13 protein-coding genes and 1 tRNA gene are annotated in these 14,005 nt (G+C 42.2%); 6 read left to right on the plus strand and 8 right to left on the minus strand.

Going from position 1 to position 14,005, the window contains the following annotated elements; genetic code table 11:
* The first annotated feature begins 20 nt into the window (after window positions 1-20).
* The 3 genes from NB647_RS07600 to NB647_RS07610 are packed head-to-tail and all read left to right on the plus strand — an operon-like array spanning window position 21 to window position 2,378.
* Window positions 21-1,133: a hypothetical protein gene (locus NB647_RS07600; protein WP_269282762.1), complete on the plus strand. Its 1,113-nt coding sequence runs from the start codon at window positions 21-23 to the stop codon at window positions 1,131-1,133.
* The gene (locus NB647_RS07605) at window positions 1,133-2,014 is read left to right on the plus strand and encodes an SDR family oxidoreductase (protein ID WP_269282764.1); all 882 of its coding nucleotides are present in this window, start codon (window positions 1,133-1,135) and stop codon (window positions 2,012-2,014) included. The genes NB647_RS07600 and NB647_RS07605 overlap by 1 nt, the downstream gene beginning before the upstream one ends.
* 1 nt (window position 2,015) lies before the next feature.
* Window positions 2,016-2,378: a cupin domain-containing protein gene (locus tag NB647_RS07610; protein WP_269282766.1), complete on the plus strand. Its 363-nt coding sequence runs from the start codon at window positions 2,016-2,018 to the stop codon at window positions 2,376-2,378.
* A gap of 46 nt (window positions 2,379-2,424) precedes the next feature.
* Here NB647_RS07610 and rfbB read toward each other — a convergent pair whose 3' ends face one another.
* Genes rfbB through rfbA form a run of 4 tightly spaced genes read right to left on the minus strand, consistent with a single transcriptional unit; the run spans window position 2,425 to window position 5,715 of the window.
* On the minus strand, window positions 2,425-3,423 hold the full coding sequence (gene rfbB, locus NB647_RS07615) for a dTDP-glucose 4,6-dehydratase (protein WP_269282769.1): 999 nt from the start codon (window positions 3,421-3,423) through the stop codon (window positions 2,425-2,427).
* A complete protein-coding gene (gene rfbD / locus NB647_RS07620) occupies window positions 3,420-4,256 on the minus strand; it encodes a dTDP-4-dehydrorhamnose reductase (RefSeq protein ID WP_269282771.1) in 837 nt (278 codons plus the stop codon). The genes rfbB and rfbD overlap by 4 nt, the downstream gene beginning before the upstream one ends.
* Window positions 4,257-4,271: 15 nt before the next feature.
* Entirely contained in the window at window positions 4,272-4,838 is a 567-nt protein-coding gene (gene rfbC / locus NB647_RS07625) for a dTDP-4-dehydrorhamnose 3,5-epimerase (RefSeq protein WP_269282773.1), read from the minus strand.
* Window positions 4,825-5,715, minus strand: a complete 891-nt coding sequence (rfbA, locus tag NB647_RS07630) for a glucose-1-phosphate thymidylyltransferase RfbA (RefSeq protein WP_269282775.1) — start codon at window positions 5,713-5,715, stop codon at window positions 4,825-4,827. The genes rfbC and rfbA overlap by 14 nt, the downstream gene beginning before the upstream one ends.
* Window positions 5,716-5,971: 256 nt before the next feature.
* Between rfbA and NB647_RS07635 the strand changes: the two genes are divergently transcribed.
* Window positions 5,972-7,270, plus strand: a complete 1,299-nt coding sequence (locus NB647_RS07635) for a WaaS/CpsH family glycosyltransferase (RefSeq protein ID WP_269282777.1) — start codon at window positions 5,972-5,974, stop codon at window positions 7,268-7,270.
* A 20-nt stretch (window positions 7,271-7,290) separates the two neighbouring features.
* Here the strand turns inward: NB647_RS07635 and NB647_RS07640 are convergent, their stop codons facing one another.
* Window positions 7,291-8,472 carry a glycosyltransferase family 9 protein gene (locus NB647_RS07640; protein ID WP_269282779.1) on the minus strand — a complete coding sequence of 394 codons (1,182 nt, stop codon included), beginning with the start codon at window positions 8,470-8,472 and terminating at the stop codon, window positions 7,291-7,293.
* Between the two features lie 392 nt (window positions 8,473-8,864).
* On the opposite strand from NB647_RS07640, the gene NB647_RS07645 reads away from it, so the two are divergent.
* Window positions 8,865-10,685 (plus strand): ABC transporter ATP-binding protein, encoded by a 1,821-nt coding sequence (locus tag NB647_RS07645; RefSeq protein ID WP_269282780.1) that lies wholly within the window; start codon window positions 8,865-8,867, stop codon window positions 10,683-10,685.
* Between the two features lie 183 nt (window positions 10,686-10,868).
* On the opposite strand, the gene NB647_RS07650 is transcribed toward NB647_RS07645, so the two are convergent.
* Window positions 10,869-11,465: a helix-turn-helix domain-containing protein gene (locus tag NB647_RS07650; protein WP_269264002.1), complete on the minus strand. Its 597-nt coding sequence runs from the start codon at window positions 11,463-11,465 to the stop codon at window positions 10,869-10,871.
* Window positions 11,466-11,955: 490 nt separating this feature from the next.
* On the opposite strand from NB647_RS07650, the gene NB647_RS07655 reads away from it, so the two are divergent.
* A tRNA-Ser gene (locus tag NB647_RS07655) sits at window positions 11,956-12,043 on the plus strand.
* A gap of 169 nt (window positions 12,044-12,212) precedes the next feature.
* Here the strand turns inward: NB647_RS07655 and hemW are convergent.
* Together hemW and rdgB are read right to left on the minus strand one after the other, a co-directional pair.
* The gene (hemW, locus tag NB647_RS07660; RefSeq protein WP_416143565.1) at window positions 12,213-13,424 is read right to left on the minus strand and encodes a radical SAM family heme chaperone HemW; all 1,212 of its coding nucleotides are present in this window, start codon (window positions 13,422-13,424) and stop codon (window positions 12,213-12,215) included.
* Window positions 13,421-14,005, minus strand: a complete 585-nt coding sequence (gene rdgB, locus NB647_RS07665; RefSeq protein ID WP_269282782.1) for an RdgB/HAM1 family non-canonical purine NTP pyrophosphatase — start codon at window positions 14,003-14,005, stop codon at window positions 13,421-13,423. Before rdgB ends, hemW begins: the two co-directional genes overlap by 4 nt.

Consider the following 14,005-nt stretch of genomic DNA (forward strand, 5'->3'; position numbering starts at 1 on the left):
ATTTCAAAAAGAGATAATTAATGAAAATCACCATTACCACCACTACCATCCATATTCCCTACCTGATCGAAGACTACATCAAGGACATTATTAAACATGGTCGGAAAGACTACGTTGATTTTGTTATAACCGGGGATAAGAAAACCCCAACAGAAGCAAAGGAATATTGTCGTTCGCTTCAAGAAAAGTATAATATTCCCGTTCTCTTTATGGATGCAGAAGATCAGAACACTTATCTGGAAAAATATCCGAAATTGAAAGGATATCTTCCCTGGAATTGTATTCAGCGCCGACAGGTAGCGATTCTGAAAGCTTATGAAAACGGCGCAGATATCATCGTTTTGATAGATGACGATAATTATATCGCCTGCGAAGACTATGTAGGTCATCATTTGCTTTTGGGTTCAGATGCTTCGTTGCCTGTCGTTTCATCACCTAGCGGTTGGTACAATATTTGTGATGATCTGGAAGAACGTCAAAACCGGAAGTTCTATCCACGCGGTTACTCCTGGGTTGATCGCATTGATGAAGTCAAAAACCTGAACTGGAATAAAAAGACAGTTCGCACTGTTGTCAATGCCGGATTCTGGCTTGGTGATCCGGATATTGACGCTGTTACACGATTGGCTGCACCTATTGATGTCACCGGTTATAAACGTAATACAAATTATGCGCTAGACAAGGAAACCTATTCTCCTTTCAATTCCCAGAATACAGCCATTCATCGTGACATTGTACCAATCTACTTCCTCGTTCCGGATATTGGCCGATTCGATGATATCTGGTCTTCCTACATCGTCGAACGCATCACATGGCAAATGAACGATTATGTTTCTTATGGTCAACCCCTGGTAAGACAAAACCGCAACGAACATGATCTTTGGGTAGATGCCTATGCAGAAGAAATGGGTACCAAGATGACGACAGATTTCTGCCATTGGCTAAGAGAAATCAAATTGACCAAACAGACTTATCTTGAATGTGGCATGGAACTGTTTGAGAAACTGAAAAAATACATCGATAATCTTCCCAACGATGAACTACCTGTCAAAAACCGTGCATACATCAATCATTTTATTGATGGACACAAAGTGTGGTTTGAAACAATGAATACAATTATGGAGAACAAATAATGTACGTCGTTATCGGGGCAAATGGTTATTTGGGACGTTACTGTATAAAAAATATCCTGAAACACTCTCAAGACCACATTGTGGCAACATACGCTCATGGTGACAAACCTGCTTTTTCCCATCCCAAAGTGGAATGGATGAAAGTGGATGTTTGTGATAATGATGCGCTGGACCGCCTCAACCAGTATATGGATGCACAATCAAAATGCATCTATCTAGCTGCCTATCATCACCCCGATAAAGTGGAAGAAAATCCCGCTTTGGCTTGGAACATCAACATCGTTGCTCTGGCCGAAGCGGTCAACAGACTCAATAAACTTTCCTGTCTGTATTATGTGTCGACGGATACTGTTTATGGAGAGGGTTCCAACAAACGTCGTTTTCTTGAAAGCGATGCCTGCCAGCCGGTCAATCTATACGGAAAACACAAGGTTCTCGCCGAACAGATTGTTCTGACAGCCGGAATGAATGTCGTCCGTTTTCCTTTTATTTTCGGCCCCTCTCTCGTGGAAGGAAAACCGCATTTCTTCGATCATATCAAAGCCGATCTGGAATCAGGAAATACGGTGGAAATGTTTTCGGATTCTTATCGCTCTACTCTCAGTTTCGATCAATGCGCTTTTTATCTTATTTCGCTGATCGAGAAATTCGGCAGTTGTTCTGAAAAAATTATCAATATTGCAGGAGATGACATTATGTCCAAATACGATGCCGCTATCGCATTGGCCGATGCCCACCAACTGGATAAATCATTGATAAAACCTATTTCTGTTCATCAAAGCAATGAAATCTTCAAAGCCAAACGCGCAACCAGCAGTGTATTGGATAATCAAAAACTGAAAAAGCTCCTGAACCTAAATGAAATACATTTCAAGGCCTAATATGCTCATCACGTTTATTAAACCGGATTTCGAGTTCTCTGACGATCGCGGTTCGTTGAAACAACTGGTTCATAACGACTGGAAACAGGTCAATTACATCACCAGTGTCGGAAAAGCTTTCCGCGGCAATCATTATCATAAAGAAAACCGGGAGGCTTTCTATGTTATCAAGGGCCGATTCAGGTTAATCGTATCGACAATCGATGGATCGATTAAAGAGGAATATGAAATGAAATCCGGTGATTTTTTTATTATCGATCCTATGGTTGTTCATAGTTTCGACTATCTGGAAGATACCGATCTGATTTCTTTTTATGATAAAGGAGTCGAAAATGAAAAGGGGGATAAAGATATTTTTCAGTAATCCCCCTTTTCAGTACATTCAGAATCTTTTTTCGGTGATTATATTTTTATAGATACCACTTCACTGTCTTGACGATCCCCGACTCGAAATTTTCGTCTGCCCTCCAGCCAAGTTCTTCGGTCAGTTTGGTGGCATCAATGGCATAGCGTAGGTCATGTCCCGGCCGGTCTGTGACAAAACTGATCAGATCGGCATATCTGCCCTCTTTTCGTGGTCTTTTTTCATCCAGTATCCGGCAAACCGAATGAACGATCTGCAGGTTGTTTCTTTCATTATGACCGCCGATATTATAGGTTTCTCCGGATTTTCCCTGATGGTAGATCAGATCGATCGCCTTGCAGTGATCCAATACGTATAGCCAGTCCCGTACGTTCTGACCGTTTCCATATACCGGAATCGGTTCTTCTGCCAGACATTTCCGGATAATGGTCGGTATCAATTTTTCACTATGCTGTTTGGGACCATAGTTGTTTGAACAATTGGATGTCGTGACGTCCATGCCATAGGTATGATGATACGCTCTGACGATGAAATCGGAGCCGGCCTTGCTGGCTGAATAGGGACTGTTCGGTGCATAAGGTGTCGTTTCGGTGAAATAACCGCTCTCCCCCAAAGTACCATAAACTTCATCCGTTGATATGTGGTGAAAACGGCAGGATTCATAACCTGCACGATACTGACCGGGCGCACTCATCCAGTATCGGCGTGCCATTTCAATCAGATTGAATGTTCCCATCACGTTGGCTTCCATAAAGGCCTTGGGCCCCTTGATGGAATTGTCGACATGACTCTCGGCAGCAAAATGGATGATACCGCGGATGTCGTGCTTTTCAAACAACGACTGAACCAATTTTTCATCACAGATATCGCCCTGGACAAACGTATAGTTCATCATGGATTCGCATTCTTTCAGATTGTCCAGATTGCCGGCATATGTCAACTTGTCCAGATTGACGATATGATAGTGTGGATATTTTTCCGCAAAATAGGGAACGAAATTGGAACCGATAAAACCGGCTCCCCCTGTCACGAGAATGGATTTCATTCTTTTTCTTCCATGTTTTTTAATACATCGGCCAAAGCATCACGCCAGTATCTGATCTTCAGCCCAAAATCGTTTTTGATTTTTTTCTTGTTCAACACACTGTAAAATGGCCGCTTTGCCCGGGTGAGATAATCTCTGCTCTCAATCGGCAATACCTTGCAGGGCAGTTCAGCCATCTGCATGATGGCTACGGCAAAATCGTACCACGAACAGACACCTTCATTAGTGAAGTGATAAACCTCTTTCTTTTTTAGGTTGATCTGGGGCAATATTTCCACAATCGCTTTGGCCAGATCAGCAGCAGATGTCGGACTGCCGATCTGGTCGCACACGACGTTCAGGCTGTCACGGGTTCTGCCAAGCCTCAACATGGTTTTGACAAAGTTGCTGCCGTATAAGGAATAAAGCCATGCCGTCCTGATAATAATGGCTGTTTCCGCCTGTTCCAGAACAGCCCTCTCCCCAGCCAGTTTTGTTCTTCCATATGCGGAAACAGGATTGGGTCTGTCATTTTCACTATACGGAATATGAGCGGTTCCATCGAATACATAGTCAGTAGAGATATGGATAATGCGCTTTCCGTATTTCGCCAGCCATTTCGGCCCGAGATGATTGATTCTGTCAGCCTCGGCCGGTTCATCTTCTGCCTTGTCGACTGCTGTATAGGCAGCGCAATTGACAACGCCATCAAACCGGTTCTTTTCAAGAAAACTTTTTACAGCCAGTTCGTCGGATATATCCAGTTCAGCACGATCCATATAAACAGCTGACGTACTCAGCAACGATTTCAGCTCCGAACCCAGTTGCCCGTTGGCACCAGTCACAAGCCACATGATGAATTCCTCTGATTACATGGAATACCAGAAAACCGGAAACTGGCAATAAGTCCGGAAATCCGGCGCGGATTGGTCTTTGTCGGATAGCAGTGCCTTGTTCATATCGACATGCCAGTCTATCGCAAGCTCGGGATCGTCAAACCGGATGCTTCCCTCATGTGAAGGTGCATAAAAATTGTCACATTTGTATGAAAAAACCGCTGTTTCACTCAGGACACTAAAACCATGGCCGAATCCTCGAGGAATCAACAACTGGCGATAGTTGTTTTCTGACAGTTCGACCGTAATGTGACGACCAAACGTAGGAGATCCCTTTCGCAAATCGACAACGACATCCAATACTGTACCTTGCAATGCCTGTACCAGTTTGGCTTGTGCAAATTCACCTTTCTGGAAATGGATGCCACGAATAGTACCGTACGACGATTTCGACTGGTTATCCTGGACAAACGTATAATTCAACCCCGCTTTTTCAAAAACGTTACGGTTATAGCTCTCGAAAAAATAGCCCCGTGCATCGCTGAATACAGCCGGTTCAATGATACATACACCTTCCAGCGAAGTTTTAATAAGGTTCATGATGCTCTCTGTAAACTTTCTTCAGATATTCCTTGTAACTGGAACCATCTTTCATTGCGTCAATCAGATTCATCATCTGATGATCGTCAATGAAACCCTTCCGATAGGCGATTTCTTCAATACAGGCGGTCTTCAATCCCTGACGTTGCTCGATCAGGCCGATAAACGTTGATGCTTCCATCAGCGAAACCGGAGTCCCTGCATCCAGCCAGACATTTCCACGCCGCATGGGAACCACGCTCATCCGCCCTTCTTCCAGATACATGTTGTTCAGATCGGTGATTTCGAACTCGCCTCTGGCTGACGGAACCAGCTGCCTTGCCTTTTCCACGACATCGCAAGGATAAAAATACAACCCGACCGAAGCATAATTTGATTTGGGTTTTTTCGGTTTTTCTTCAATGGAAATCGCTTGGAAATTCTTGTCAAATTCAACGACACCAAAACGCTCGGGATCAGGAACATGGTAGGCAAAGATCGTCGCCCGCCAGCCTCGGTTCTTGTCAACTTCTTTTTTGAATTCCGGCAAGGCTTCCTGCATTCTGAAAATGTTGTCCCCCAAAATCAGGCAGACATCGTCACTTCCGATAAAATCGGCTCCTATGGTAAATGCCTGGGCAATTCCCTTCGGTTCCGGCTGGATAGCATACTGGATAGACAACCCGAACTTTTTGCCATCTCCAAACAGTTTTTCGATATTCGGCGTATCCTGTGGCGTCGAAATAATCAGGATATCCCTGATATCGAACAGCATCAGAGTAGACAACGGATAATAGATCATCGGCTTGTCATACACAGGCAACAACTGTTTGGAAATGATTTGAGTCAACGGATATAGTCGCGATCCGCTTCCGCCAGCCAGAATAATTCCCCTCATTTCTCCCCCAAATCACTTTTTTCTAGCCGCACTGCTTTTTAACAAAACTTTATGATGACAAGTCTACCATAATGTGAAACAATTTCACACCTGATTACACAGTCAGATATCACAGATATATGTCGTATATTTTTGTATTAATTCTTAGCTATATAAAAATTCATATCGATGCGATCAATATCCATTTGAATGCATTTTCATTATATATTGAAATTTCTACTTATTCTGTTCCGTTTTACAAACAGCCTCAATCATTATGGCAAAACAAACTTTCATCAGGTGGTTCGATCTGTTAACAAGAAAACAAGGTTCACCACACCATAGAAAATTCAAAGTCTTCATTATTTCTGACAGTTCAGCACCCGAGCAAGTACCTCCTCTTTTGAAAAAATATTTTCCTCTCTTTGAAACCGGTAAAACATTAAAAAATTTTTCGCTGGTTGAACTGCTTTCTGGAAAATACAAATTCAGCGGTCATCCAAACAAGAAAAATCTTTCATTTACAGAAAAGATAAAACGGGGTATTGTCAGAATCTTCTATACCAACTATGGGAAAGTTGCGGCCATCTGGAATCTGGTAGATTTGATTTTTTTGCCATCAGCCCCAAGAAATTTTTTCACACCCAGTGCACATGTTGTCGATATTTATAAAACACATCTTTCCGGTTTTTCTGTAAAAGAATTATCCAGCTATCTGAGTCCATCAAGAAACTTTATTATTTTTCTTCTTGCTTTAATTTCCCGTAGATATTTCATAGATAAGGAAGATGGACTTACTGTATTTGCCAATATGGCCAGCCCCTGGCTTCTAATGGCCTATAAATTTCTACATCCCAACAAATCAGTCTACCTACGGTTTCATGACGGTCTTGAACATATGACCGAAAGAAAAAATTTCTTGAAATTCCGAAAATCGCTACATCAGTTAATCGACAAAAAAATCATACAGGGTGCAGAATCATACTATGAACCCGACGCTGAATTTCTGGGAATCACATATCGCCCTAATGCCGTCAACAGCAATGTCATGCAAAAAGTAAATTATAACTATAGGAAATTCATCTATATATTTATCGGAGCGTATAAAAGCGTCGATGATCAATCACGACTTCATGACCTAAACAGAATACGAGAACAATTACATTATTTGTACCCTGAAATCCGGAAATATATTAATGAATATATTATCTTTGTCCAGGATTTTGATAAAGAACGTATCATCTATTCCCAATACCTCAAACTTGTCGGTGAATCCGAAATTATCATTGACATGTATCGCCTTACAACGGATGAAGGACTGTCTTTCCGTATTTCCGAAGCACTATTACTTGGAAGAAAAATCATAACCAATCGTTTGATTGTTCTGAATTATGATTTTTATGATCCTTCACGCTTTTTTGTAATTGGCCATGATCTGATCGATCGTTTGGAGGAATTTATTAAAGGTGAATTCAAACCATTATCACCTGAAATCAGAAAACGTTACGATTGCAGTTACTGGTGGAAAAATACCGACATGCCTGAAAAGACCGTTTATAGGAAAACTATACATTAAAATAATAGTAAAAAATTTTATCAATCAGCCTCAAGAATACTTTTAATTTTTTCAATCACTATTTCCGGTTTCACCATACACGGGAGATCTTTATATCCTCTAATGCATTTTTCCTGCCAATCATTACTGATCCATTCGCAAAAGCCAGGACAGCCATCTGCTCTCAGATTGATATTTTCAGGATAGCCAATATAATCAGGTGAAGTTGGTCCAAAAAGTACAATCGAAACGCCTCCCTGCAAATAATGTCTGACATGAACCATGCCACAATCTCCATCAATATGGATTAGCGCATATTTCAGAATATTTTTAAGTTCCTCAAAACTGGTTTTTCCTCTCAAGTCCAAATCAATACCTTCAATTTCAAGGGTATCTGTTCGTCCCAGCTGAACAAGTCTGTACTCAGGATAGCTGTTTTTCAACCAGTTCACTACAGCCTTGTAATTTTCAAGCGACCAAAGACGAGTATACTCACCTGCTCCAGCAATACCCCTTTGAAATGTGATATACCTTTTCTTTTCCAGTCCGTTTTGATTCAATATCCGTTTGAATTCAGGATTAGCCTTGAGAGAATATTTTACGTTTTTCAAATTCAAAAAATCGTGTATATCACCTTGTGTATGACGCGTTCTTCCAAAAAGCCTTGCATATTCAATTCCAACCCGCTCAGCCCAGCTTCCATATAAAAGAAACACTGGATTCTCCATGTTGAAATCACTGACTATCTTGACATATTCGGATAGAAAATGATTGTTTTTTGAATTGATCCTATCTGAGCAATAGAGTATTTCCGGATAGCGATCAAGATCCACAACCAGGTCATATTTACCTTTATCAGGATACTTTCCTTTAATGAATTGATTAATAAAATCGTTTCCATAAAATAATCCATCGATAACTTCCTCATTCAACCCCGAATAAATGTCAAGTATACAATTTTCAGGAAGATGACGACTAAATCCCTTTAAATAATTTAAATTGACTAAAACATCCCCAATCATATTGGTCAGGCGAAAAGCCACTTTGAATGAAGAGAAATTTTGTTTATCCTTCCTGGAAACTTTTTGTGGAAGAATAGATTTCACAGCCCAAGCGGCACAATATCCGCAGATCTTAATTGCACATTTCGCAGGATTATCAGGATATTTTCTTTTATATGCCAGCAATTTTTTAATAGCTGCTTCATGAAAAAATTTTTTCATATTATCTGACCTCTATTCATCAACTGCAAAAATATGCAATCCTGCAATCAAGTTACAGAATACCGACTTTAATAAATACTCCAGATATTATCTTCATCAACCATTCATGCCCTAATAAAATTTCAAGCTATTGTACCCAACAATAGTCAACACAATGACAAATTTCAGAAAAAAACCATTGGTATATTGATTCTTGGCATAAATCTTGATAGGATTTATCATTACTTTAATTTGCTATTTAAGTTGAAAGCTAAGATAACAAAAAAGCTGTCTTCCTGTTCTTTACTGATATAAAATCCGACAAGATCAGTAAAATTGCTTTTTTTAACACTTTAAGAATATCATATTTGTTTCGTGTGATCACCTTTCCATAACATCCTGACTACTATCCAATGCTTGAAAAGCTGCGCAATTCACCGTTTTATCTCAATTACAAACGAATGTGGCCATACGTGAAACCCTACTGGTTTCGCGCGCTCCTGGCCATGTGGCTGTGTATCCCGATCGGCTCGCTTGATGCCGTCATTGCATTGAGCCTGAAACCGTACATGGATATGGTTCTGATTGAAAAATCGGTAGGAACGTCGGCATGGTATGCGCCATTGTTCATCATTGGATTCACCATAGGACAAGGAGCGCTGACTTATCTGGCAACATATCTCAATGTCTGGGTCGGTTCTCATGTGACAAACGATCTGAAAATGTCGTTGTATAGCAAGCTTCTGACATTTGAAACCTCATTTTTCGACCGCCAGAATTCAGGAGACATCGTTTTTCGCTTCAACAATGATGCGGATCTGGCCTGTTCAGGTCTTCTGTCCAATTTGAGACTGTTCCTTTCCCGCCTTTTTTCGTCTTTATCTCTGATTGGTGTTCTTTTCTACAATTCATGGCAATTGTCCCTTATTGCCATGATCGTACTGGGCTGCACATTCTATCCAATGACCCGGGTACGGAATATGATTAAAACGATCATGAAACAAACTGTTGCATCGGGTTCGCAAACTATCACAGCCTATAATGAAACGTTTTCCGGTAACCGGACCATTATGGCTTACAACTACCAGCCGCAACAAAAAGAAAAATTCGGAAAAATCCTGGCTTCTCTGTTCAGGCTCAACATCAAGATGACACAACGTTCATCATGGCTTTCGCCTGTGATGCACATAACGGCCTCATTCGGCATTGCGGCAACCATCGGTTATGGTTCACACCTGATCCTGACGAACCAGTTGACGCCCGGTGGTTTCGTTTCCTTCATTTCAGCTCTGCTGATGCTTTACACGCCTATCAAAAACCTCGGAAACAATTTCAACTCCGTGCAGTTTTCTTTTATGGCTATCGAGCGTGTTTTTGAGATCTTGGACACTCCTCCAGCCATTCGTGACAAGGAAAACGCTACGGAACTCAAATCCGTCAACAGCGATATCGAATTTCGCAATGTCTGTTTCGGATACAGGCCTGATGTTCCCGTACTGAAGAACATCAGTCTCAAGGCGGACGTTGGTCAAAGTATCGCACTGGTTGGAAACTCCGGAGGGGGCAAATCTACCATCGTCAGTCTGCTTCCCCGTTTTTATGATGTGGGTACCGGCCAGATTCTGATAGATGGAACAGATATCCGCGATGTGACGCTGACCAGCCTGAGAGACAAAATGGCTATTGTCTTTCAGGACAATTTCCTTTTTGCCGGTACGATTCGGGATAACGTACGGATCGGAAAACCGGATGCCAGCGATGAGGAAATATGGAAAGCGCTGGACATGGCTTACCTGACCGATTTTGTTTCTTCACTGGCAGAAGGTCTTGATACCTATATCGGAGAACGTGGTATCTTGCTGTCTGGCGGACAAAAACAGCGCGTTGCCATCGCTCGTGCTTTTATCAAGGATGCGCCCATTATCATACTGGATGAAGCGACATCGGCCCTAGATAACAAATCCGAGGCAGTCGTACAAAAAGCGATCGAAAATCTGATGAAAAACAAAACCGTTTTCGTCATCGCCCATCGTTTGTCAACCATTCGCAATGCCGACCGGATCGTCGTTATCAACGAAGGGGAGATTATGGAAACCGGTTCACATGAAGAACTGATGAATACGGAAAACGGTATTTACAAAGCACTATACAATGCCCAATTCAAAAGTTCCGAAAAAAAACAGGAAAGAAAAACTGAAAGCGATTCCATTCAAATAAATGATAACCCCGACTGATGACTTTTAAAATATCGGCTTCTGATGTTTGTTATATACCCGTAAAAGCTCAGCCGGACAGTGATTTCAGATTTTCATCGACAGACAATCCCAGATATAAAGCGTATTTTCTTTATACCGTTACCGGGAATTAATCTTCGATTTGACTTTTAGATTAATAACTCACATTATCTGAATTGTCTTTTATTTCGGTTTTACATTATCAGAAAAGTTCTGCATTGTTTCCTTGAGTTCAGGATTTTCAATTTCAGCACGTCTTAACAGCATTTTCTGAAAGACCGTCTCATACAACATGACAATACCCGTACGTGTACCGATGGAGAGCTGCGCCCACTCTTCATTCGTAGGCGCCCAGTTCATCCATGCCGGATCATTTCGCATCTGCTCGATGGAAATATCCAGCTGTTCTTCAAGATTTCCGAGAAAGAAATCCTCATGAGTGAGCACGTCAGCAAGACTCATGGCCTGAACGGTAGGAATATTCAGGAATTTGGCGATTTTTTCAAGTTTATCCTTGCTTAAGGCCGAAATTTTCCTGTGCCCGTTTGCTATGGAATACCAGTAAATGGGCGTCACACCAATGATATCGGCAATATATCTGTCCTGAACACCCAGTTCGATAGAACGGCTCTTGATCCTGTTGATCAACCTGTAACCGGGAATCTTCTTGGTTTTTTTTATTTTGTTTTCAGCTCCATTCTTGTCTTCAACAGTGTCAGGCGCCATACTCTGGTACTCGCGTTGCATGATATCTTCCCGCTGTTTTTCAGATTGTGCCATTGTGCCCTCACTCAATGTTGAAAAGAAACGATTAAACTGCATGGATAATTATTAACGCATCCAATTTTAACAGTAATAATCAATTAAAAAAAACCACTTTCTTTTTCTGAAAAGATATAAATATTTTACAAAGCAATTATAACTACCTGATATGGATATAAAACAATTTTTCAATATTCCAAAAAATCCAAAAGTCCGTTTATTCTCCCTAGAGGTTTATACTGATTATAAAGGTTTATTCATTCGAAATTTTATCTATATCCGTTCGAATATAATTTATAAACCGATTAAACATCCGATATCGTGGAAACCGGAAATCGGCGTATCCGGTCGGTATATACCTGGGCACTCAAACATGTGCACAAACCCGATCGACGACTTCAGCCGGCTATGATTTTGACCGGATATTCCGGCCTGAAACTGGCAATACCATTTCCGGAAATGCAAGTTCGCTCAACATCCCGAAATTCCTGTATAATTCGTTATTTCCGGAAGGGTGGCAGAGTGGTCTAATGCACCGGTCTTGAAAACCGGCGATGTGCAAGCATCCGTGGGTTCGAATCCCACCCCTTCCGCCAGGACCGTTTTCTCCTTTCTCAGATCAAGTCAGCCTATTTCCTGTTTTTCAGTATTCCAGAATCCCGATGTAGTATCAGGCAAGAAAAAACATCTGTCAGCTTATGCGCTGAAAAAAGAATGAGTTGCATGAAAGAAACACACTATCATCAACGTGTGTAAATCCTGATATCAGTCCGGAAGAAAAATCTGCTGCAAGTCGTTAAGAAAACGTTTGCCAAGTTCTGTAGGCTGGACATGGGCAGGAGAAACCATCAACAGTCCGCGCTTTACTGCTTCCGTCACCGCTTCATTGATGACAGAGAAATTCAGCCCGGTACGGTTTGCAAATAATGCGGGAGGAAAACCGTCCATCAGCCTGAGCGCATTCATCATGAATTCAAAACCCAGATCCGACACAGGAACCTCAAACTGTTCTTCCAGAGGAATTCCCTGTTCTATGCCACCCATGTACAAGAGAGGATTGCGTAATCGCATCTGCCGGATAACCGACTGATCCGGCAAGGTAATTTTCGAATGGGCTGCTGCTCCTATGCCGAGATAATCACCGAACAGCCAGTAATTTTTGTTGTGAAAACACTGACGTCCCGTTCTGGCATATGCAGATACTTCATAATGTTCAAAACCGGCTGCCGACGTGGAAGATTCAATCCATTCCTGCATTTGATCAAGGGTATCTTCATCCGGCAAAACAGGCGGATGTTTGAAATAATAGGTATTGGGCTCTATGGTCAGCTGATAGAAAGACAGATGGGCCGGTTCATAAGACAAGGCCACAGATACATCATCCTTCAACTGTTCCAGTGTCTGGCGTGGAAGACCATACATCAGATCCAGATTGATATTGTCAAAATATCGCCGAGCTATTTCTATGGCAGCTCTGGCTTCGTCATGATCATGAATACGTCCCAATTCATGGAGAAAATGCGGGTTGAAACTTTGAATACCGATTGACAGACGATTGATTCCACTTTCGCGATAAGATTTGAATTTCCCTGCTTCGAAAGTTCCAGGATTCGCTTCCATGGATATTTCGGCATCGGGCAGAACGGGAAGCAATTCCCGTATAAACGAAAGCAGCTGGTCTATGCCTTTGGCTGACAACAAACTGGGTGTACCGCCACCGATAAAAATACTGGAGATTTTCCGGCCCCAGATCATCGGCAATGACAATTCCAGATCTCGGCGCAAAACATCCAGATATTCTTTTTCCGGAAGTGTCGAATGTTTTTCATGTGAATAGAAATCACAATACGGACACTTCCGGATACACCATGGAATATGGACATACAGTGAAAGCGGCGGCAACTTGTCAAAATGGGGCTGACCGGAAATCGGTATCCCGGGCGGTTCGGTAACAGTAACCGGATGAATCGGAATCACGGCAATTTCTCCAGAAGTGCCCGTAATGCCATACCCCGATGGGAATGGCTGTTTTTCTCGTCCGGAGTCAGTTCGGCTGCCGTTTTTCCAAATTCCGGAATCCAGAAATAAGGATCATAACCGAAACCGTTCGTCCCTCTCGGAGTATCCACAATACGACCAAACCATCTGCCATCCGCAATAACAGGTTGCGGATCATCCGCGGAACGTACATAGACCAGTACGCAGTAATAATTCGCTGTTTTATCCGGCAACCCGGCAAGATCGGCAATCAGTCTGGCATTGTTTCTGTCATCCGATTTGGGTTCACCCGCGTAACGTGCCGACAAAACACCCGGCTTTCCTCCCAGTACATTGACACACAAACCCGAATCATCGGCCAGAGCCGGTTTCCCCGTCAGTCTGGAAACATGACGTGCCTTGGTCAGCGCGTTTTCGATAAAAGTGAAATAAGGCTCATCCGCTTCACCGACATGGTAATCGGATTGGGGGACGACCCGGTAACCTGCCGGCTCCAGCATTTGGCGGAATTCCTTCAGTTTTCCCGGATTGCCGGATGCCAGAACAATTTCTTTTGGCAT

Origin of the sequence: Oxalobacter aliiformigenes (assembly GCF_027116575.1) — a bacterium.
Taxonomy (GTDB): Bacteria; Pseudomonadota; Gammaproteobacteria; order Burkholderiales; family Burkholderiaceae_D; genus Oxalobacter; species Oxalobacter aliiformigenes.

What these genes read in the sequence shown, in the direction of transcription:
- NB647_RS07600 (WP_269282762.1), top strand. Translation starts at nt 21, where the DNA reads ATGAAAATCACCATTACCACCACTACCATCCATATTCCCTACCTGATC.
- NB647_RS07605 (WP_269282764.1), top strand. Translation starts at nt 1,133, where the DNA reads ATGTACGTCGTTATCGGGGCAAATGGTTATTTGGGACGTTACTGTATA.
- NB647_RS07610 (WP_269282766.1), top strand. Translation starts at nt 2,016, where the DNA reads ATGCTCATCACGTTTATTAAACCGGATTTCGAGTTCTCTGACGATCGC.
- rfbB (WP_269282769.1), bottom strand. Translation starts at nt 3,423, where the DNA reads ATGAAATCCATTCTCGTGACAGGGGGAGCCGGTTTTATCGGTTCCAAT.
- rfbD (WP_269282771.1), bottom strand. Translation starts at nt 4,256, where the DNA reads ATGTGGCTTGTGACTGGTGCCAACGGGCAACTGGGTTCGGAGCTGAAA.
- rfbC (WP_269282773.1), bottom strand. Translation starts at nt 4,838, where the DNA reads ATGAACCTTATTAAAACTTCGCTGGAAGGTGTATGTATCATTGAACCG.
- rfbA (WP_269282775.1), bottom strand. Translation starts at nt 5,715, where the DNA reads ATGAGGGGAATTATTCTGGCTGGCGGAAGCGGATCGCGACTATATCCG.
- NB647_RS07635 (WP_269282777.1), top strand. Translation starts at nt 5,972, where the DNA reads ATGGCAAAACAAACTTTCATCAGGTGGTTCGATCTGTTAACAAGAAAA.
- NB647_RS07640 (WP_269282779.1), bottom strand. Translation starts at nt 8,472, where the DNA reads ATGAAAAAATTTTTTCATGAAGCAGCTATTAAAAAATTGCTGGCATAT.
- NB647_RS07645 (WP_269282780.1), top strand. Translation starts at nt 8,865, where the DNA reads ATGCTTGAAAAGCTGCGCAATTCACCGTTTTATCTCAATTACAAACGA.
- NB647_RS07650 (WP_269264002.1), bottom strand. Translation starts at nt 11,465, where the DNA reads ATGGCACAATCTGAAAAACAGCGGGAAGATATCATGCAACGCGAGTAC.
- rdgB (WP_269282782.1), bottom strand. Translation starts at nt 14,005, where the DNA reads ATGCCAAAAGAAATTGTTCTGGCATCCGGCAATCCGGGAAAACTGAAG.